At 32.7% G+C, this 21,394-nt stretch carries 16 protein-coding genes, 1 tRNA gene and 2 pseudogenes; 9 read left to right on the top strand and 10 right to left on the bottom strand.

The window, feature by feature from the left end:
• Positions 1-13: 13 nt before the first annotated feature.
• Positions 14-2,785 (bottom strand): annotated as a pseudogene (locus Q0845_RS01840) (2-oxoglutarate dehydrogenase E1 component); the annotation flags it as partial.
• 113 nt (positions 2,786-2,898) lie between these two features.
• Between Q0845_RS01840 and Q0845_RS01835 the strand changes: the two are divergent.
• Positions 2,899-3,444 carry an alpha-ketoglutarate decarboxylase gene (locus Q0845_RS01835; protein WP_298508237.1) on the top strand — a complete coding sequence of 182 codons (546 nt, stop codon included), beginning with the start codon at positions 2,899-2,901 and terminating at the stop codon, positions 3,442-3,444.
• Here Q0845_RS01835 and Q0845_RS01830 read toward each other — a convergent pair.
• The 4 genes from Q0845_RS01830 to Q0845_RS01815 all read right to left on the bottom strand — a co-directional run bounded on the left by Q0845_RS01830 (position 3,428) and on the right by Q0845_RS01815 (position 5,774).
• Positions 3,428-3,778, bottom strand: a complete 351-nt coding sequence (locus tag Q0845_RS01830) for a hypothetical protein (protein ID WP_298508234.1) — start codon at positions 3,776-3,778, stop codon at positions 3,428-3,430. The genes Q0845_RS01835 and Q0845_RS01830 overlap by 17 nt on opposite strands.
• A gap of 84 nt (positions 3,779-3,862) precedes the next feature.
• The gene (locus Q0845_RS01825) at positions 3,863-4,030 is read right to left on the bottom strand and encodes a hypothetical protein (protein WP_298508232.1); all 168 of its coding nucleotides are present in this window, start codon (positions 4,028-4,030) and stop codon (positions 3,863-3,865) included.
• A gap of 28 nt (positions 4,031-4,058) precedes the next feature.
• On the bottom strand, positions 4,059-4,910 hold the full coding sequence (locus tag Q0845_RS01820; RefSeq protein WP_298508229.1) for a hypothetical protein: 852 nt from the start codon (positions 4,908-4,910) through the stop codon (positions 4,059-4,061).
• A gap of 30 nt (positions 4,911-4,940) precedes the next feature.
• On the bottom strand, positions 4,941-5,774 hold the full coding sequence (locus tag Q0845_RS01815; RefSeq protein WP_298508227.1) for a toll/interleukin-1 receptor domain-containing protein: 834 nt from the start codon (positions 5,772-5,774) through the stop codon (positions 4,941-4,943).
• 358 nt (positions 5,775-6,132) lie between these two features.
• Here Q0845_RS01815 and Q0845_RS01810 point away from each other — a divergent pair, with 358 nt between their 5' ends.
• The 4 genes and pseudogenes from Q0845_RS01810 to Q0845_RS01795 form a co-directional block, all read left to right on the top strand.
• Positions 6,133-8,211, top strand: coding sequence for an ATP-binding protein (locus Q0845_RS01810; RefSeq protein ID WP_298508224.1), 2,079 nt, complete (start codon positions 6,133-6,135; stop codon positions 8,209-8,211).
• 167 nt (positions 8,212-8,378) lie between these two features.
• Positions 8,379-9,437 (top strand): M57 family metalloprotease, encoded by a 1,059-nt coding sequence (locus Q0845_RS01805; protein ID WP_298508221.1) that lies wholly within the window; start codon positions 8,379-8,381, stop codon positions 9,435-9,437.
• Positions 9,438-9,714: 277 nt separating this feature from the next.
• On the top strand, positions 9,715-11,319 hold the full coding sequence (locus Q0845_RS01800) for a T9SS type A sorting domain-containing protein (RefSeq protein WP_298508218.1): 1,605 nt from the start codon (positions 9,715-9,717) through the stop codon (positions 11,317-11,319).
• Positions 11,320-11,329: 10 nt separating this feature from the next.
• A pseudogene (locus tag Q0845_RS01795) lies at positions 11,330-11,584 on the top strand (tyrosine-type recombinase/integrase); the annotation flags it as partial.
• Between the two features lie 50 nt (positions 11,585-11,634).
• Here Q0845_RS01795 and Q0845_RS01790 read toward each other — a convergent pair.
• The 3 genes from Q0845_RS01790 to Q0845_RS01780 all read right to left on the bottom strand — a co-directional run bounded on the left by Q0845_RS01790 (position 11,635) and on the right by Q0845_RS01780 (position 18,397).
• A complete protein-coding gene (locus Q0845_RS01790) occupies positions 11,635-13,617 on the bottom strand; it encodes a DUF2235 domain-containing protein (RefSeq protein WP_298508215.1) in 1,983 nt (660 codons plus the stop codon).
• An 8-nt stretch (positions 13,618-13,625) separates the two neighbouring features.
• On the bottom strand, positions 13,626-14,657 hold the full coding sequence (locus Q0845_RS01785; protein WP_298508212.1) for a DUF2931 family protein: 1,032 nt from the start codon (positions 14,655-14,657) through the stop codon (positions 13,626-13,628).
• A 95-nt stretch (positions 14,658-14,752) separates the two neighbouring features.
• Positions 14,753-18,397, bottom strand: a complete 3,645-nt coding sequence (locus Q0845_RS01780) for a hypothetical protein (RefSeq protein ID WP_298508209.1) — start codon at positions 18,395-18,397, stop codon at positions 14,753-14,755.
• Between the two features lie 290 nt (positions 18,398-18,687).
• Between Q0845_RS01780 and Q0845_RS27880 the strand changes: the two genes are divergently transcribed.
• Positions 18,688-18,975 (top strand): substrate-binding domain-containing protein, encoded by a 288-nt coding sequence (locus Q0845_RS27880; RefSeq protein ID WP_367180634.1) that lies wholly within the window; start codon positions 18,688-18,690, stop codon positions 18,973-18,975.
• 211 nt (positions 18,976-19,186) lie between these two features.
• Here the strand turns inward: Q0845_RS27880 and Q0845_RS01775 are convergent.
• Positions 19,187-19,263 (bottom strand) — tRNA-OTHER (locus Q0845_RS01775).
• 131 nt (positions 19,264-19,394) lie between these two features.
• Between Q0845_RS01775 and Q0845_RS01770 the strand changes: the two genes are divergently transcribed.
• The 3 genes from Q0845_RS01770 to Q0845_RS01760 are packed head-to-tail and all read left to right on the top strand — an operon-like array spanning position 19,395 to position 21,135.
• Positions 19,395-20,609: a site-specific integrase gene (locus tag Q0845_RS01770; protein ID WP_298508206.1), complete on the top strand. Its 1,215-nt coding sequence runs from the start codon at positions 19,395-19,397 to the stop codon at positions 20,607-20,609.
• A 20-nt stretch (positions 20,610-20,629) separates the two neighbouring features.
• On the top strand, positions 20,630-20,899 hold the full coding sequence (locus Q0845_RS01765; protein WP_298508203.1) for a helix-turn-helix domain-containing protein: 270 nt from the start codon (positions 20,630-20,632) through the stop codon (positions 20,897-20,899).
• Between the two features lie 2 nt (positions 20,900-20,901).
• Positions 20,902-21,135 (top strand): hypothetical protein, encoded by a 234-nt coding sequence (locus Q0845_RS01760; protein WP_298508200.1) that lies wholly within the window; start codon positions 20,902-20,904, stop codon positions 21,133-21,135.
• On the opposite strand, the gene Q0845_RS01755 is transcribed toward Q0845_RS01760, so the two are convergent.
• Positions 21,132-21,365, bottom strand: a complete 234-nt coding sequence (locus tag Q0845_RS01755; RefSeq protein WP_298508198.1) for a helix-turn-helix transcriptional regulator — start codon at positions 21,363-21,365, stop codon at positions 21,132-21,134. The genes Q0845_RS01760 and Q0845_RS01755 overlap by 4 nt on opposite strands.
• Between the last annotated feature and the right edge of the window lie 29 nt (positions 21,366-21,394).

Raw genomic sequence — 21,394 nt, 5'->3', positions numbered from 1 at the left:
CAAAATACAATCCTTAACGCATGTTATTTTTAGTTTTATCAAAAACATACGCTATTACTTCTGCATGTCTACGTTTTGATCGCACAGAACTTCCTGCTGCTGGCGCTCCGTAAAATCTTCTAGAGGCAACTCTAAAATTTCTTACTTCGTCAATGTGCATTAATAAGTGACTGTACGCTCCCATATTTCTAGGCTCTTCTTGTGCCCAAACAATATCGTCTGCATTTGTATATTTTGCAAGTACTTTTTTGATTTCTGTTTTTGGTAATGGGAATAATTGCTCTAATCGTACTAAAGCAACATCTTCTTCTCTTCCTAATGCTGAACGTTCTTCTAGCAAGTCGTAATAGAACTTACCTGTACAGAAAACCAATGTTTTTACCTTATCAGCTTTTGCATCTACATCATCAATTAAGGTTTGGAAACTTCCATTAGTAAATTCTTCTACAGTAGAAACTGCTTTTGGCAAACGCAATAAACTTTTTGGTGTAAATACGATTAACGGTTTTCTAAAATTTGATTTCATCTGACGACGCAACAAGTGATAGAAGTTTGCTGGCGTCGTACAATCTGCCATATACATATTGTCTTTTGCACACAATTGTAAATAACGCTCCATACGTGCTGATGAATGTTCTGCTCCTTGTCCTTCATATCCATGCGGCAATAACATTACCAAACCATTCGGTGTTTTCCATTTATCTTCTCCCGAAGAAATATATTGGTCAATCATAATTTGCGCTCCATTACTAAAGTCACCAAATTGTGCTTCCCAAATTGTGAGTGTTTTTGGACTCGCCATGGCATATCCATAATCAAATCCAACCACACCATATTCTGATAGTAGCGAATTGTAAATGTAGAAATTTCCTTGTCGATCTGCTACATTGTCTAGCAATTTGATTTCTTCTTCAGAATCTTCCACTTTTACAACTGCATGACGATGTGAGAAGGTTCCTCTTTCCACATCTTGTCCTGTGATACGCACATCATATCCTTCTTGTAATAAAGAACCATATGCCAGCATTTCTCCCATTCCCCAATCGATTTCGTTTTTCTCAAAAAACATTTTATTACGATCAGAAACAATTCTCGTAATTTTTCTCAAGAATTTTTTGTCTTCTGGTAATTTTGAAACGGCTTTGGCAATTTCTTCTAATTTTTCTTTCGGATATTTTGTATCAATATCTTTTGCCATTTCGTGCTCATCTACACGTTCAAAACCTTTCCAAGTGTCTTGCATGAATGGCGTAATGATTGTTTTTTCTTCTTTACGAGAATCTTCTAGTTTTACTTCTAGCGAATCCTTGTATTGTTTTTCCAATTCTTTGACATGGTCTCCAGTAATAACGCCTTGCTCCATCAATTTTGAAGCATAGATATCACGCGGATTGCTATGTTTTGAAATGGCTTTGTATAGTTTTGGCTGTGTAAAACGAGGTTCATCACCTTCGTTGTGTCCGTATTTACGATATCCTAATAAGTCAATAAATACATCACGCTTAAACGTCATTCTATAATCTAACGCAAATAAAGCGGCATGTACAACGGCTTCTGCGTCATCAGCATTTACGTGTAATACTGGAGAAAGTGTTACTTTTCCAACATCTGTACAGTAGGTAGATGAACGTGCATCTAAATAGTTTGTTGTAAATCCGACTTGGTTATTGATAACAATGTGAATTGTTCCGCCTGTTTTGTAACCATCTAATTGTGACATTTGCACAATTTCGTATACCAACCCTTGTCCTGCAATTGCGGCATCACCATGAATTACAATTGGCAATACTTCCGAGAAATTTTCTGCGTAATAACGATCTTGCTTTGCTCGTGCAATTCCTTCCACTACAGCTCCAACCGTTTCCAAGTGTGATGGATTTGGCGCAATATTCATACTGATCTTCTTCCCGGAATCAGTTTCACGATCTGAAGTTAATCCTAAGTGATATTTTACATCTCCATCAAAAATAGCTTCTTCATAATCTTTTCCATCAAACTCGCTAAAAATATTCTTTGCAGATTTTCCAAAGATGTTTGTCAATACATTCAAACGACCTCTGTGTGCCATTCCTAAGATGAATTCTTTTACACCTTTGTTTGCGGCTTCTTCCACAACGGCATCTAAGGCAGGAATTAATGATTCTCCACCTTCTAACGAGAAACGTTTTTGCCCAACATATTTTGTATGTAAGAAGTTTTCGAAAGAAACGGCTTCATTCAATTTTTTTAGAATATGCTTCTTTGTATCATTTGAAAACTTTGGGTGATTGTCGTTGATATTCAATTTATCTTGAATCCACTTAATCTGTTCTGGTTTTCTGATGTACATATATTCCACACCGATAGATTCGCAATAAATACGCTCTAAATGTGTAATGATATTTCTAAGGGTTGTTTTGCCAATTCCTAGAATTTCACCTGCTTCAAAAGTTTTATCTAAATCGCTTTCGTTTAGTTCAAAATTTTCTAAAGCTAGAGTTGGCTCATATTTTCTACGCTCACGAACAGGATTTGTTCTGGTAAATAAGTGTCCACGTGTGCGGTATCCATCGATAAGTTTTACTACTTGAAATTCTTTTTTTACATTTTCAGGAACGACTACTTTCGTAATTGTTTCTGTGGCTTCTGACATTTCTTCGCCATAGCTTTCAGTACCAAAATCATATCCTTGAAAGAACGCACGCCAACTTGGCTCTACGCTATCTGGGTTTTGTAAGTATTGATCGTATAATTCAGCAAAATATGCTGTATGTGCTGCATTTAAAAAGGAAAATCTATCCATGTTTTTTCTTTCTTGTCTTGTTTCGACAAAATTTTATCAAAAATACAACTTTTGACAAAAACACATCACAAGTTTTGTATATATTTATAGGAATAATCTATAAGCTTTTCTAATACATGAAAAATTCTGTTTTTTCCCGACCAAAAAGTGCTTTTTTAGTAATTTTCGCACTCTTACTTTCCTTTTCAGCTTTTTCTCAAAATAATTCTAACACCAATTCTCAAGGAAGTGATTTTTGGCAATATGTTCGTTTTGGTGGTGGATTGGGATTAGGTTTTGCCAATGGAGTTTTTAGTGCCACTGTAGCTCCGAGTGCTATTTACGATTTTAATACACAGTTTTCTGCAGGTGTTTCACTAAACTACACCTATTTTAATGATGATGATTTTTTTAAATCAACGATTGTTGGAGGAAGTTTTATTGGCTTGTTCAATCCGTTGCCTGAAATTCAACTCTCAAGTGAGTTTGAATATTTACATGTGAGCAGAAACTTTGAAGACCCAATTTTTGAAGATGATAACTATTGGCAACCTGCCGTATTTTTCGGGATTGGATATACTACTAATAATATTACTGTTGGAATACGCTATAATGTATTGCACGATGATGATAAGAGCATTTATGCAGATGCTTTGGTGCCGTTTTTTAGAGTTTATTTTTAAACCACACTTTTTGCCATTCGCGTTTTAGCATTAAGAAAGCTACTTGTTCGGAAAGTTCGACTACGTCAGAACCATCTAATGCTTTGATTTTGGCTTCGGAAACATCCATGATATAGAGCAGATTCAGGTATTCAGCAAATTTTTCTTGAATTAACTGATACACAATTGCGTGCAATTCTCTTTTTAGAGATTCTGGAGAAATATCCGCAGGAAAAGTCTCTTCAATATTTGCTAATAAAAAGTCTTTATTGAGTTGCGCAATGAGTTTTTCGTATAACGCTTCTTTCGTTGCATCAACTAACAATTCTTCTATGTGCTTATGATTTTTTAGCATCCTACGAAAGTAACTAAATCCTACTTATTAAAAACAACAAAAACCCTAAAAATGTTAGGGTTTTGTGTTTTTTGATGTGAAAAATTATCCGAAAGTATCTTCAGCACAACCAGCTCCAGACGGACATGCAGGATAGATCGTATTCTCAGGACAATGTCTAGCTTCAGAACCTCCTTTTATTTTGTTTGAAAAGTCAATTTTCGAAATTTTCAGTTTGTTTATTTCTAAACGTTTTACACTTTTTTTCTTCATAGTTTTGGAATTTTATACTGTGAAAATACTAAACTATTTCTTGTTTTTTGTCATCTAATAATTTTTGGATAGCCATTATGGTATCTCTTTGACTAGATTGATGAATCTCTGTGTCATTTACATTATCTATGAATTCTTCACTTGGTAAGATGATTTCAATTGATTTTCCTCCTTTTGTGTTTATTATAAATTTACATGAAATATTCATTTCTTTTATACTTCCTTGCACAATGTTAGATTCATCTTTAGAATTGGTAAAATATTCTAAAAACCAAAGCCAATTTCTACCTGTATGTGTATGGTCTTCGAAATAATACGTGGTAATTTCATTAAAATAAATATTGTGAATTTTTGTATTTAACAAGTTTCCTGATAATATATCTAGCATAGTGATTCCTATTACCAACTTATCCTCTAAACACATAATATTATGAAATACTATAGGTGTTCTTCTTTTTTTGCCATCAATTCCTTTTTTCTTCAGAATGAATGGCGGTTTTTCACCTAAGATAATTTCTTTTATTCTTATTTGATTGAATCTTTTTCGATACGCTAAAATTTCAAATTGATTTAATATATCTTCAGTATTTAAGTTCATTTTTTTAAGAAGAACTTTTTTCATTTTTGAAATATCTTCTTTGTAATTTTCATCATAGGTTTTGTCATCACATGCCATACCAGCACCTAATACATATTTTACCACATATACTAATGGTAATGCAATTGCTATTATTTTTAGCATAATACTCAATACCTCAACATACCTGAAAAATATGTTTGCAATAGATGTTATTACAGAAGAAACAAATAAGATTACCACAAATAACATCCAATTGAATTTCACAAAATAAGCTCTAATGTATTTTCGATCGTTTATCATAATATAAGTTTTTGAGTTAGTTATATTTTATTAAAAAGGGCTTCTCATCCCGAATTTTCGGAAATAGTTTTTTTCAATTTCTATGGCAAACTCTCTGTATTTTTTGTTTGATGATTGTAATTGCATTGCCTTTTTTAAGAAATCAATTGCTTCTTGTAGTTCTTTGTGCCGTATTTTGTGTAACTTTTTTTGCGCAACGATTGATTTGCTCAACCCAAAAAAGGCTTCATGAAATAGTGGTTGTAATACTATTGCTTTTCTAAAGTATTGTTCAGAAAGTTGTAAATCGTTTACAGATTGATTTAAAGAATAATAACACAATCCTAATTGATATTGAAGTGTTGCATTTTCACTTTTTTGAAATCGCTTCAGGCGCTCTATATTTTGATAGAGAGCTACCACGTTCATACTTTCAATTTCTTCATTGCTTAATAGGGTTGATGTTCCCAAAATGTCTTGAATTCGCTCGTAAGCAATATCCGCTAACTGTTTAGGATCATTATTCCATGTATAATAAGTCAATCCATCTATTTGATTCGGACTGTATTGACCTTTTAAAAGTACTGGGATTAAATAGTTTTCTTGCTCTTTAAGTCTTCTTTGAATTGCTTCAAATTCTACTTTTGTATATTCTCGATCAAAATATAATTCTGAAAAAATTGCAATTGCAATGAGACCTTCATATTCATAGATGTTTGACAGGCTATGTTTTAAATTTAATCCGATATTTTTCTCTAATGAATAAGGATAAAAATAAGGCTTCAGCCCTTTTCTTTCTATCGCTAAAGCAAGTCCAACAGCTATGTCTATTTGCTCTCTGGCAAACGAAATAACGATATCGTATTTATTTTTTTTTACATCCATATTAAATGTGTTCTTATAAAAGTCATTGCAACAACTTTTACAAGAAGCTAAATTGCAAAAAACACAAGCATTTAAAAATCATCATAATAGATGATTTTACATCCTAAGAATTATGGAGAATATGGATTAACCAGAAATTCAAAGCAAAAGTCTTGATATAAAACCTTTTACTTTTCTATATTCTTTTACAACAATCTATTTCATAATTATAAAAGAGAAATATTAATTTAAAAGTAAATATTTGCAATAGTTTTAGTAAATTATATGAAATAAATAGTCACTCAATTTGAAAAGAATACTTTTCCATTTCTTCATTCTTATAACTCCATTTTTGTCATTGTCACAAAACAATTCTGATATGCTTAAAGATTCTATGCTAGCAGAAAAGGAAAGAGCCTTTAAGTTATTTGAGCAAGGGAAACATGGAGAATCTATTGCTATTAATAATAAAGTACTCAAGTATGCCAAAGAAATAAATGATAGCATTTTAATGGGGCGTTGCTATGCTTCACTTGGAAATTCTCATTATTTCGTTAGTAAAGATTCTTTGAGCTTTTACTATTTATTCAAAGCCAAAGATATTTTTGAAAAGGCAAAAGACACTTTCAATTTAGTATTGTCATATAATGATATTGGAGTGAATTATAAAGATTTTGACAGTATTCCTAAAGCCAATATGTATTTTAATAAAGCTGTAGATTTAGCGAAAGCTGGCGGATATGAAGTAGATATGATTTATCCTTTATCGAATGTTGCCGAACTTAAAATATATGAAGAAAAAAAGTATGATATCGGTATTCAATACTCTTTGGAAACGCTAGATATTATGAGTAAGATTCCTTTGTACGAGGATCGAAAATTAAAAGCACTTATATATGTACAGTTAGCATATGCATATTACAAGATCAAAGACTTTAAAAATCACCAATTATATTTTGATAAATCTATCGAAGCTTCCAAAAAATATAGCCACATAGAAGTTTTAGCAAACCTTTATAAAGAACAAGCTGAGTTATTTAGAAAAGATAACAAACTTGAAAAGGCATATGATTTTATGAAAAAACATGTCATTTTTAATGATTCATTAAATAAAATCAAAGAATTCGAAAAAGCAAAACAAATTGAAGCTGATAATTTTTTACGAGAAAATGAAGAAAAAGTTCGTTTGCTAGAAGCCGAACAAGATTTTAAAGATGCTACCATTACAAAGTTTCAAACGTATAACACTGTTCTTGGATTATTTGTATTGGGACTTTTGATAAGCATCTATTTAATATATAAGAAGAACAAACAATTTAGCATTGCAAAAAAGAAAGCAGAAAAGCTTTCAAAAGCAAAGAGTAATTTTTACTCTGAAATTAGTCACGAATTACGTACACCACTTTATGGAGTTATTGAACTTTCAAAACTATTGCTGAAAGAAAATGTAAATAGCAGCCACAAAGAATATTTAGAATCTTTAAACTTCTCCGCAGGTCATTTGCTATCACTCATTAATAATGTATTAGAGTTAAATAAAATCGAATCTGGAGAAATGAAGCTTGAAGTATTAGATTTCAAGTTGAAAAATCTAATCAATAGTATTGCAGATAGTTTGGAGTATGCACTTCGCAACAGTAAAAACAAAATTCATATTCTGTATGACGATACTATTCCTGTCTCTTTAAAAGGTGATTCTTTAAAATTATCACAAGTTTTTATCAACCTGATTTCTAATGCCATTAAGTTCACAACCAATGGTAATATATATGTCACGGTAAAATTATTGGAAGATTTAGAAGAACGTGTTAAAATTTATTTTGAAGTAAAAGATGATGGCATAGGCATTTCGAGAGAAAAACAAGAACAGATTTTTGAAAAGTTTTATCAAGAACAAACAAAAATTGAACAATCGTATAAAGGAACTGGTTTGGGACTTTCTATTGTGAAGCGAATTTTAAATGTTATGGAAAGCTCCATTAATATAGAAAGCAACGTGAATCAAGGAGCTAAGTTTAGTTTTGAGCTTATTTTTCATAAACAAGAAACCACCAAACTTCAAGATAATACGCTTGAAAATATCCGCAAAGAAATTGCTAACAAACGTATTTTAATTGTTGATGATAATAAAATAAATCAATTGGTCACTAAAAAAATACTTGATGAATTTCAGGTCATTACCACTGTGGTAGATTCGGGAGAAAAAGCAATTTCTGCAGTAAAAGCAGCAACATTTGATTGTATTTTAATGGACTTACACATGCCTGATTTAGATGGTTACGAAACTACTTCGCTTATTCGCGCGTTCAATTCTGAAGTTGCCATCATTGCTCTTACAGCATCTTCTAGTGAAGAAGTAGAAGAAAAAATGAATACGCATGAAATGGATGGTTATATTATGAAACCATTTTTAACGGCTGATTTTATTGCGACTATTCACAAAATCACAACTACCTAAAACTAAAAACACTCTCTAAACCCCTCATATGTAATCATAACGCTATGATTTCATTAACTTACTTTCATGTAAACATTATCTTACTGAAACCGTACTTCAATTATATTTTTACCGTATAATCACCTCTTTGGATTTAGCTAGGTTTGAATGACCAAAAAATTTATATCATGAAAAAAAACATCTATTCAATCTTGGCTATTCTGCCATTTATCCTTGTGAGCTGCAGCAAAGATGCAGTAGAAATTACTGACGAGAATTCAGTAGTTGAAGATCAATCTGAACTTGTTCTTCAAGAAATTAAAAACCTTGGTTTTTCCGAGAAAGACATTGTTGACATGGGATCGTATTTTCTTGTTGGAGATGATATTACATTTTCAAAACAAGGAAGACCACAGCTTGCCGACAAATCAGGCAATCAAAAACAGCGTAGAACAACCTATTTAATTTCTGACAACACTGTTGGTGTTCGCATTGATCCTTCTTTACCAACAAATTGGAAAAATGCAACTAGAGACGCTATGGAACACTGGAATGCAAATTCAGGAAGTTCTGTCTTTTTGTATGAAACTGATTATTATTGGCCGTACCAAGGAGGCTTTTTATTCAATCCAGAAATTCAAGTGATGAATGACAATAGCGATCCGCTTCCTAATTATGTCATTGCAGCAGCAGAATTCCCAACCTCAGACGGAATGCCTGGTTACAGAATTCGTGTCAACTTAAGTTTTAATGGATGCAGCGTATCAAACAATCTAAGATTTTACAATATGATTCATGAAATTGGACATTGCTTAACGTTTGCTCATACCAACTCTAGCTTTGGGAGTCATATTGCAGGAACACCAACTAGCGATGCTTCGTCTGTAATGAATGGAGGAACTGCATGTACCTTAAACAGTGGACTTTCAACAGGAGACCGAACTGCGGTTGATACTTTATATCCTTTACAAATAAACGCACCAACCAATGTGCAAGCAACGCACGACGGTGATGAGGAACTTGAAATGACATGGAATGCTGTTCCTGGCGCAGTAAGCTATCGTGTATATAACAACATTAAAGAAAGTGGTAAAACTGGCTGGTATCATTACAGAAATACAACTTCCAATCGTTACAGCAGAGAACTAAAACGTAAATATCGTAATGGATACAGAATGCGTGTTACAGCGATCGATGCTAACGGAAATGAAAGTAAAATGACCGAAGCAAATTATAGCTGGCAATAAATTCTTTCAATCAACTTTTATAAAACATAAATCCCAACAGCCATTGTTGGGATTTTTATTTAAATACACTAATCATCTTACAAATTCAAAGCATACACCAAACTACACCTGTCCTACAATTGTCCCATATCCAGATAAAACTACCAAAAGCACTACGATTGTCACACTTTTGTCCTCTTAAATTCTTGATAATACATACGATCCAAAACTACTTTTGAAGTATTAATTAATACAAGACAAAACCGGTTTTATAATCTCAATTAAAAATGTAATTATTATGAAAACAAACATTATTTTTTATCCAGTTACTATTTTAGTAACTCTATTATTCACCAACATTTCTTATGGACAGTTTTGTGCGCAAGTTGGTGGAGATCAAAATGACACTATTTTCAAAGTTCATAGAGTCAATACTAATATTACAGTTGTAACTGGACAAACTGATTCTTTTGGAAATGGTAAATCTGACATGTATTGCACAGCATTTTCAAACAACGGAACACAATTATGGAGTAATGCATATGGACATACAGCAGATGATTTTTTTGGTAGTAGCCTTATCACTTCGAATTCTCAATTGGTCATTGCCGGAACATTAAAAGAAAAAGATTCTTTTTCTAAGATTCCTGTGTTTCGCATTAGACAAAATGGAAGCATCAGATGGCGCACCTTAATTTCTTTGGAAACATACAATCTCTCCGCCTCAAAAGTTATTCAAGCACCTGGAGGAAATATTATTGTCATAGGAAATAAAACTAAAGCAGGGCATTTAGATCGTTTATTTATGGCTATTTTAAATGGCAATGATGGAAGTTTAATTTCTTCAGGCAGCATTAACATCCTTAGTTCACAAAGAGTGGAAGATGCAATCTTGACGTCAGATAATAAAATTGCTGTAGTGGCAACCAATCTTAATGGTGGAGGATTCTTTTTTTACATCATTGGATCAAATCCAACAGTAATTACCAAACTTAGTGTCCGCCATCCTTCACATACACGTCATGGACATCACATTCCTAGAAGAATTATTGAAACTGATGATCTAAATTTTATGGTCGTTGGTGGTAAAAGTGACGTGTATGAAAATTTCTCATACGGTTTTGTCATGAAAGTAAACAAACTCGGAGAAGCATTACAAGGTGTTAATATTGAAGGAACGACTTCTACTACAACTGTAAAAGGAAATATGCTAGAAAGTATTCATCAGGTTTCAGGAACTTCAAATTTTATCATTGCTGGAGAATTAGACAAATACAAATATCTTGCAGATATCACAAGTTCTTTTTCATTGGCAAATTCGAATATTTACGGGCAAGAAGATTCCAAACTGTTTGATGCAGTTTCAGTTCCATCTGGAAATGTATTGGCTGGCGGCGTAGACCCTAAAACTGCAGCACTTTACGGAATCCCAGAAATTAATGGTGCTATCATGACTACACTTCCAGATCTGACTAATTGCTGTGTCACTGACCAAGTAGGCACCACAAAATCAGGAACCTGTGAAACAGAATACAATTTCAAACTCATTGAATCTGAAGATGAAGGCGAATACAATGAAAGTGGAGCTTCTAAAAGTGGAGGAATAAGCGTTCCTGTGTGTCTTCCAACTTCTTCCCGATCTTCCATCAATCAAGGTTTTGAAGCTGTCAATATGGAAGTGTATCCAAATCCAGCCAAAAACAGTATTTCTATAAAATTAGATGAAGATCTTACGGGGAAAGAATATCAAATCTATAGCATGAATGGAAAATTGCTTATAGGAAATGTTTTTTCGAAAAAATCAACTGAAATTAACACACAAAGTTTGCCTACAGGAACCTATATCTTAAAAGTAAAAGGCGCATATAGAGTCTATTCACATCATTTAGTGATTACAAAATGATAAGATTGAGTTTGTAAAAACAAAAACCGCTAATAAAAAGTTCAATAAGTATCTCGAAAAAATTGCAAAAAAAGCTAAAATCAATAAGAAGCTAACAATGCATATTGCACGTCATATTTTTGGTAATATTTCTGGCGATAAAATTCCTATTCAAACGTTACAACGGTTGTATAGACATTCTTCAATTACAACTACAATTCAATATCAATCGAACTTTATTCATAAAGGTTTTGATAATGCTTTGGATAGTGTGGTCAATTTTTAGTGAAGTCTTATTCAAAGCATAGAATGTAATTCTATGCTTTGAATTTATTATTAATTTTTATCAAACTTCGCTAATACTGGTGTGTAATGCTCTCTTTCATAAGGAGGCTCTTTAAATTCTTCTTCAAAGGTCATGTTAGGAACATTTGCATACGCAAAATCACTATGATCAAAAAAATCTAGAATTGGAATTGTAGAGTTAAAATGTGCCGATAGATGCACAAAGTTTTTCATGATATATTTTCGTTGTTGTTGTGTTATTTTATAAAATATTCTACCATTTTCTTTTCGGAAAATTTTAGGGTCAAATGGTTTTTCATTCTCCCAAATTTGATCTGCAACTTTTATCATTCGTTCTTGATATGAAGTCAAATCATAGTTGGAATGGAATTTATATTCAATAGGAAATTTTGTGCTTGATGGTGTTAAATTTAACGGAACTCCTCCAAATTTTTTGGCAATATGTTTCATCACATTCATATATACTAAAGAAAGTCTATTATCTAACTTTCTTTTTGAAACAAGTTGAAAGTGATATCCAATAATTTCATATAATTCTCCATTAATCCATTTTTCTGTATCATTTCCCATAAAGGTTTGATCCATTAATTTAAAATCACCATAAGGAGATCCATTCGCATAACCTTGAGTTATTTGTATATGGTGTTTTGTTTCCCATCTGATTTCATCATTGGTATCATTACAGAATAATTGATCAATATACCATTTACGAAGCTTGTTTTTGAGTTCAGTAACCTTTTCATTACCCTCATTATAAGCCTCATAGCCTACATCGAAATAGTGTAGTATTTTCAGCTCTTCTTCAGTATGCCAATATCCACCTCCAATATCTGAGTGTGCTCCTAAAACATTTAATGTTTTTCTATTTTCCTTCCTTCCTATAGGAGTCAATGGAAAGTTTTCACGCCATTCACTTTTTGCTGAAATATGAAATACATTTTTTATATGCTTATGTGACACGTCTGGATTTACTTTTTTTATACGTGAAATAAAATTTACTGGATTTTTAATCTTTATTGGTGTAAAAGGTGTAGGTATAGTGATAGCGTCTGGAGTAAAAGTATCTACGATTCTTGCTATATCAATAATCCAACTTTTTTCTAATATTTGAGAGATTACCGTATCAAAAACCCCTAAAAACTCGATATGAACATTTTTCTTAGGGTAATTTATATTTTTCTCCTTTAAGAATTCCCCCAGTTTCCCACCTAAAAAATAGCTTCTAGGTTCTACTATTTTTTGCTTATTTGAGTAATAGACTTTATCTATTTTCGCTTCCATTTCCATAAGATATTCTTCTCTTTTTACCTTATCACGTACTTTGGGAGTATATTTTTTAAAAGGAACTTTTTTTAATTCATAGATAGTTTTACTTTTTAGCACTTCATTACAAAAATGTCTTGCTGCTGCTGCACCACGACTAAAACCAAATACATCAAATTGTAGAGATTCTAGGTGTAACGATTTTTTGTGGATATCTATTAATTTGTCAAATTCATTTCTAATTCTATCACTAATAAATTGACATGCTAAATTTACTCGGGCGATAACACCTCTCGACCCTTCCCCTAAGCCAGAGCCAAATAGATCATCCTCTTTGTCACGCAAAGTACCAATTCCCTCTACATAGATTGGGAATTGAAGATAATGGTGTGGATCTTGTCTATTTGTTCTAGTAAAATCAAGATCCGATTGTTCATATAAATCATGTAGTAATTTCACATTAGAATATGGATTCCAATAACTTGTATCAGTTTCTACATCAAAACCTTTGTGTTCTTCCGTTTTGATATCTTCTTGAGTCAATGGTAACTTCTTTGTATAGTAAATAGCATCTGAATTAAACCCATTATTTCCTGTACCATCAAAAAATACACCGACACGTATTTTTACCTTTACTTTATTTTTTAATTGTAAAGCAGCTACTTTTCTTTTATCTGTATTATAAACGTCTATATCTCCTATCCCAATAGATTCTGGGTTTCGTATATTAATGTTATGTTTTTTTTGCATTTTTATTTTTATTTCATGAAATACTCTACTTTTTCTGAAAAGTCACTTTGTCCTAACCCTTTAACACCTTTTACCTTTTCATTTTTAAATCGTAGTATTTTTTCTTTTTGATTACTTGTAACCAGATATAAAACACCATATTCATTATTTTTTTCAATTTCCAATTGCATTTCAATTGATTTAGTTTTTTTGTTTTCAACTATTTCAGTAAATTTTTTAGGTAAGAGAATATGTGTATCATATCCTATAGAATCATTGGTATTATTTCTCCAAAAAATAACCAAATCAGCAGGTAGTTTAGCATTAATAAGGATTCGATCTTCATGACCTCCATAATCTCTTGTACCATCTTTGGAAGAATATTGAAAACTAATATCATAATTAGGGTTTGGATGATAAAAATTAAAATGTATATCATACTCTTTTTCATTTTCTTCCCATACTTCTAACGGTATGCCAAAATGCTCCCAGTAGTATTTGTATTTTGACCAATAGTCAGAATTTTTATTAAGGAAATCTTCCCCCATAGTAGGATCTTCTTTTCCTTGGAGTTTTGTTTTTATGATTTCAATTTCGTCTGTAATTTTATCTTCCATATAAAAATATACCCAAACACGTATCCAGCCACCAGGTGCCATACCTACTAGGAATTTGCCACTTTCTTTCCCTCTGTTTTTACAGTGTTTTTCAAATAATTTTTTTATTTTCTCATAAGGTAATGGTACCGTTCCTTCGTATACCAAATTTTCAACTGCACTTGCATAGCTAATAAATACTTCTTTCGGTAGCTTTTTATATTTTTCACCCACCACAATTCCGTAAGGACGTTTCCAACCATTATCAAAATTGGTAAGGCTACTGTTTCCTGCATTTCCAAAATCAACTTTAGCTCCACCTACTGGATAGTATTTGGGTGCAGACATTTCAATACTCCATTGAAATTCATCTTTAAAATCACTGGTTTTGCAGGAGTTAAATAAAACAGTAATAAGAATTATTATATAAATAGAACTTTTGCTTCGTCTCATTTTTTTTTTCAAATTGCGGTTAAATCTTTGATAAAATACGTTAATTTTTTAGAAAAAAAATTTAAAGTAAGTGAGAATAAAACTCACTTACTTTAAATATGCATTTATTAAGGAGTAACAATATTAGTTGGTAACGTACTTGATCTATCAGTAGCTTCCAATTGCACATCATCTAACGTAAAAGAAGTTTCGGTTTCTAACTGCTCTGGGTTTTCACAATTTTCAGGTTCAGCTTCTGGGAATATCGGCAACGCTCTTGTTACTTCTAGTCCTGCCGACTTAGCCTGTAAAATAGTAAGCGTTGTTGGGATTCTTGTAATCCAATAGTTTCCTTGTGGCACACCTGTTGGTTCTTTTATTTCTTCTGTGATACTCATATATAATGGATCACCAATGATTGGAGTTTCACCGCCAAGCCATACTTTTCCAGTTTCTAAGAAATACTGTACTGCTTCTTCAAAACCTGGTTTTACCGTTACAATGACACGTGCCATTCCTGCTTGTAAAAAGCTTCTAAATAATGGATCGGTATTTTCAGATAAATACATTTCTTGCCATTGCTTACGATCTGCCCAAAAATATGGATAAAATGTATAGTCCATAATGCTCCATTCAAACGCTTGTTCTAAGAATTTTGCTTTTGCTGTATATCTATCTAAATCTTCACCAAGATTGACTCTAAAATTGAGCATTTTATCACCATCTGTAAAATCTTGTCCTAATTCGGTCAAATAATTTTGCAATAAATACGCGACACAATTATGCTTGATAATATTGCTTTCAGTAATACGATAGAAATTACCCAACACATCTTTTTGCTCTGCTGCTTTTGCCGCTTGTTCTTCTTCTATTCTAGCCACTTCCTCATTATGAGCATCTAAAGCGGTTTGATATGCTTCAATAATCGCATTGAAGTTTTCTAGCTTCCACGCATTTACTAATGATGTAGAAGGCTCTAAATTTAATTCTAACGTTATATTAAAAACACTTATGTTGCGCCCATTAGCAGCATATACAAATGAACCTGATACGTTTAGACCACTCACCGTATTACTTCCCGTTTTAGAGTTTTCGCTTTTTCCTAAACCACCACTAAAAGTGCCTCCTTTTAAATTTGAGTATGAAAATGAAGACCCTCTTCTTCTCCAACCTGCGGTGCGTTGTTGCTTGTTAAACGTCCACTTTATAATTCCAGATTTAGCTACATAGTCATCTTCTATTTGTTGTGGATCACTTGTAAAGCCCCAATTTTCACTAGCACCCGGATTCCCATTTACTTTTATGATTTGCATTTTATTTTGAGGTTCTGGAGTTAACTGTACTCCATACTTATCTGCCCAATATTGCAATAGTGATTTAGTAGCTGTTGTCGCTTTACTCATTTTGTGTGGAGCTGGTGCTTTTCTTGGATCAACAGGAGCTGTAAGTGTATGCTCTGATGTTGCAACAGCTAAACGGTGTAGTTTGGCTGGTTCTGGTATCATAAATTCAAACATGGCACGTTTCCCATAATTGTAAATTTGATTCTTCATTTTCTTATCTACCCATCTGTAGACACCAGTAATATGTTTTGGACGTTCAGCTCCTTCACCTATTCCGCCTCTATTATCGTATTCATGTACATTGGTTAATGATACTTCTTGAATAATTTTACTGATACGTTCTTCCGAAATTTTCGATTGCACGCGTTCCATTGCTCTTTCTGTCACTTCTTGTGATTTTGTAACAGCTTGTCTATTGCTTGTATATTGTGCATTGTTACTAGCATAGGCAGTTCCAGTATCAAATCTATAGACTTTAGAATCATACGAAAAATTAGCATGCGCATTAAAACTTCGTTGCTTTTCCAGTTCTTTGGCAACTTCAGTTTGCATTTCTGCACGGTTTACTTTCGTAGTATCAGATATTTTTTCAACTTCTTGAGAGGTAGTAGTTGTCACAGTATCTTCCGTACGTGTTAACTCATTAATAGATTTATGTCGCAGTTCACTTGCCATGACATTTTCTATATTAGAAACTTCGCCAGGCACATAGGCATGTACGCTTTGCGTTACTTTCATATACTCAGCAACTCCTAAGCGTTTTAATCCAAAGTGTTCTCCTGTTGTTGGAGTTGGCTCGCTTGGATTTCCTCCGATAGGATCACTGATAACAGGTTTTAACGACAGTAAGCCTGTATACGATTTATTGATAGCAACAGTACTTAACTGTAATGTAGCTTCTCTTCCATTAGCAAAGAAAATCTGAATTGTCAAAGAAGTGATTCCTTGAATATTGTTTCGTAAAAATGTTGGGAAATTAAGTTTGTTATTCAATACCGCTACATGACTTATATTTTCAGTATGAACACCTGTACTGGTCGTTGCAGAAACAATAGCGTTGCTAACCGCCCATGATGAGTTTTCTACATGCACTTGAAGCATCACATAGCCTCTACGTGTAAATATACCTTGTTTTTTAGCACTCAATATATACGATAGATGTCTCGGTTGTGTATTCGTTGTATTAGATATTGGCACAAGAATACCACCAACATTCGCATATTGATTTTGTGAAAGATTTGCTTGGTTTACAACTTGTGTATTCGTTGCATCAACTTGTGTATTGATGTCCGAAAGAACCGCATCATAATTTGTATGTCTAAACGAGAATGAATTTGTATCTACTTCTAATTTACTACTACTTGCAACTTTTATATCAGATTTACTAAGGTCAACTTCTGTTTCAATTCTTTGTGTAGCATTTGCAAAATTTTCTAAGAAATATTCTAGCGACGCTTCACTCAACCCGCCATAAATATCATCCCAGTTTACTTCTTCTTTATAAGAAAATTCAAAATCTGGAACTTCATACGTAGCTAAAAGATCATAGGCTTCTTTAATCTCTTCTTCTGGCGCTTTATTTTCTTCTAGTTCATCAATAATATTTAACTGATTTTCATAGGCCTGTAGATTTTCTCCATGATCTTTTTCGTATGAGTCTCTAGCAACTTTTAATGCATTCTCATAATTCACCCAATATGTGCTTTTAATGCTTTCAATCTCTGATTTTAATTGAGAAAGACTTTCATTTTTTTCTGTAGCATTTTGTTCTTTTTCAAAATTTTCTAGCTCTATATTTAGTAAACTTGTGTCTTTACTTGATAATTTATTTTCATCTCCAGTTATTTTCTTAATAGGAGAAGTACTGACTTTGTTTAAGATTGAAGACGGAATGATTATGGTTGCATTCAATGCTACTTTTACAAAATCATCTCCATTAACTCTTTTGAGTTCATCGTCTGCTTTTAATGTTTGCACATATCCTACATGGAATGCTTTTAAAATATGTGCCAATGCTTCTTTTATATAAAAATCTTCTTGCGTAAGATATTGGTATATAAAGTTGTCCCAAATATTACTTAATGCATCAGAGCCTTTATATCTATCATGTTCATCCTTACATAACGTCAATTCAGTAGCTGACAAGGTTGTTTTATTTGAAATTAACTTCCCTAATTTTAGTAAGCTTTTAAAAGGTCCGTCTTCTAAAATTTGAACATCCTTTATTGCAATTTGAAATTTTGAAGCTTCAACTAATAACGCATGATATTTTGTTTGTGTAGCTGTTGCAATAACTTGATCAAAAACACCTGTAAGTTTTTCTTCTCTCTGAATAAATTTGAGATTTGTATTTTTTGTTTCTGCTAAATTTGGATTTCTAAAGCTTACAAACCGAAACAAGGTTTGTTTGTTATTGTTTTCTTCACTCATAATGTAAAAATCTAATGTTTATGTAATTAATATGTATTCTTAAAAATTGGACATACCTATCCTGTTTCCAAACAAGTGATACTTGTTCAAATTAAAAAGGTGGCTGTAATATGTTAGATATTAGGGGTAGGACTGTATTCTTACCGAATATAGAAATAAAAACTGATGTTCATGTAAGATATTGTATAAGCGTAACAAAAACTTCATAAGCGTTAAATTTTAGGCAAAACTTATACAATTTTTCGTTTTTTATTACATCAAATAGGATACCAAACTGTCTTATTAATTTCATGTTTCTCGATTTATATGTCGAAGAAAGTGAATTATTGTTACATGAAATTAACAGGATTGGATATACTGTACCAAATGATTTTTCATTACTCGGTTTCGATGATATCCCTTTAGCCAACAGAGTTTTCCCTAAACTTACTACAATTCGTCAAGATGTACATGAGATCGCCAGTACTAGTGTCGAAATAATACTTTTGAGATTAAATGGAGCTAAAATAGAATCAAGGACTAAAGTTATATCACCAAAAATTGTAAAAAGAGAATCTGTCAAAATAATTAGAAGATAGTTCATCATAAACTATTCATCTGATTACAGATCACAATAGGATTTGATCCTGTGATCTATAATCAAAAAGAAACGGGGATTATCTTTTGGGCTATAAAACTCGTATAACGTTATAAAATCTGTTTTAGGAAACTAAGACAACGATTTGTTTTAGGTATGTTTTAGGTAAGAATAAAAAAAGACTCTAACATTTCTATTAAAGCCTTTTACTGTACTCGAGGTGGGAATCGAACCCACACTCCCAAAAGAACTGGATTTTGAATCCAGTTCTTTTTGAACCCACTTGAACTTATATATACTGAAAAACAACATTTTAACGAATTTAAGTCATTTCAATTGTCTATAAAAAACCATGAAAAAACGCCAAATGTTTTACCTATGTTTTACCTAAATTTCGTAACTTAGATAAAAGATAACAAAATGGCAACAAGTGTAAAAGTACTCCTTAGAAACAAACCCAACAAAGAAGGGCTTTTTCCTTTAGTGGTAAGAATCATTAAAAATCGTAAGCCCTCATACATCTATACAGGCCACTATATTGACAAGAAATATTGGAATGAAGCCGAACGTAAGGTACGAAAATCACATCCAAATTCCGCACGACTGAACAACCTCATCGCTGCTAAACTTGCGGAAGCTAATAAAAGGCTCATTGACTTGCAATCCAATGATATGGAGATAAGTTCTCAGCAGATTAAGAAGGAGATTAAAAATCCAATGAACGACAAAAGTTTCAACGAACTCGGACAAGAATACCTCAACGAACTAGAAGCTAATAATAAACTGAATCAGTTATCTGCGGATAAAGTGCGTGTGAACTATGTTATTGAATTTGGAAAATCTCCCGTACTTAGTTTTCGTGAAATTGATGAATTGTTTATCAGAAAGTTCATGTCATATCTCAAAACTGAAAAAGGTGTCAGTCAGCGATCAGTTGTTAATAACCTTGTTGTGATACGCACCTTATTTAATCGTGCCATCAGAAATGGTGTTGTTGAACAAAAGTACTATCCGTTTGGAAAAGGGAAGATAACGATTAAGTTTCCCGAATCTAAGAAGGTTGGACTTTCCATTGAAGAAGTACAAGCCATTGAAACAAGTGATGAGCTATCGCCACAAGAACAACACGCACGTAATGTATGGCTTTTTAGTTTCTACTTTGCAGGCATGCGTGTTGGTGATGTATTGAAAATCAAATGGAGTGATATTTATGATGGTCGGCTTCACTATCGCATGAATAAAAACAATAAACTGTTATCACTTCAATTACCACAAAAAGCAATCGCTATCATTGAGCAATATCGGGAAGAACAACGAAGAAATGATGACTTTATTTTTCCCGAAATGAAGAAAGCGAACCTTGATTCTCCAAAAGATATTTTAGCAAAAACAAAAACTGCAACCAAAAAATTCAGTAAGTACCTCGCCTCTATCGCCACCAAATGCAAGATTGACAAAAAGATAACCATGCACATTGCACGTCACACCTTTGGTAATATTTCGGGTGATAAAATTCCAATACAGACTTTACAGAAATTGTATCGCCACTCAAACATCACTACAACTATCAATTACCAAGCTAATTTTATTCACAAAGAAGAAGATGAAGCTTTAAACGCAGTTGTAGACTTTTAAATATTTAGTACCTTTAAAATATGGAAGTAATCTGTCTACATGACGAAGCGTTTTATGAACTTGTAGAACAAGTTGTTGATCGCATCAAAGAAAAACACAAACTCCCACAAGAAAAGTGGGTATCACAAGAACGTGCTATGCAACTTTTGAACATCAAAAGCAGAACTACCATTCAGAAACTTCGTGATACAGGCGCTATCTCCTACTCGCAACCACAAAAGAAAATTATTCTCTACGATTATGATTCCATCATGGCATATTTAGAGTCTCACCGTAAATCAACATTTTAGCTATGGGGATCAATAACGAAAAACAATACATTAACGGGGTGAATCATGCGTATATTTTAGCTCAACATCAACCAACATTACTCAAACAACTTCTTGAGAGTAAAACTCAAAATGACTACTTTATTGGATTACAGGACGGACAACGTATGTATGAACAAAGTCGTAGTAAATCTCGATTACAGCAGTTGAATAAGATTAAAGGAAATAAAGCAAAGGATAAAGATCAAGAACGTTAATAGTCAAAATCTAATAATTCGGAAACACTTATTTCAAGTGCCTTTGCTACTTTCAGAAGCGTAGTTGTAGTTGGATTAGTTCTACCCGATTCTATCCTCCTCAATGAGCCATCATCCATATCAAGTAAATCGGACAATTCCTTTTGTTTGATCTCTTTTTTTTCTCGTATTGCTACGATATTCTTACCCAGTTTCTTGATAAAGTTTTGCTCTTCCTTAGTTAGTGACATGATACATTATTCATAAAATTTCAATGTAT

This window comes from uncultured Kordia sp., assembly GCF_947489565.1.
Classification (GTDB): Bacteria; Bacteroidota; Bacteroidia; order Flavobacteriales; family Flavobacteriaceae; genus Kordia.
This window is presented reverse-complemented; position numbering and strand designations above follow the sequence as displayed.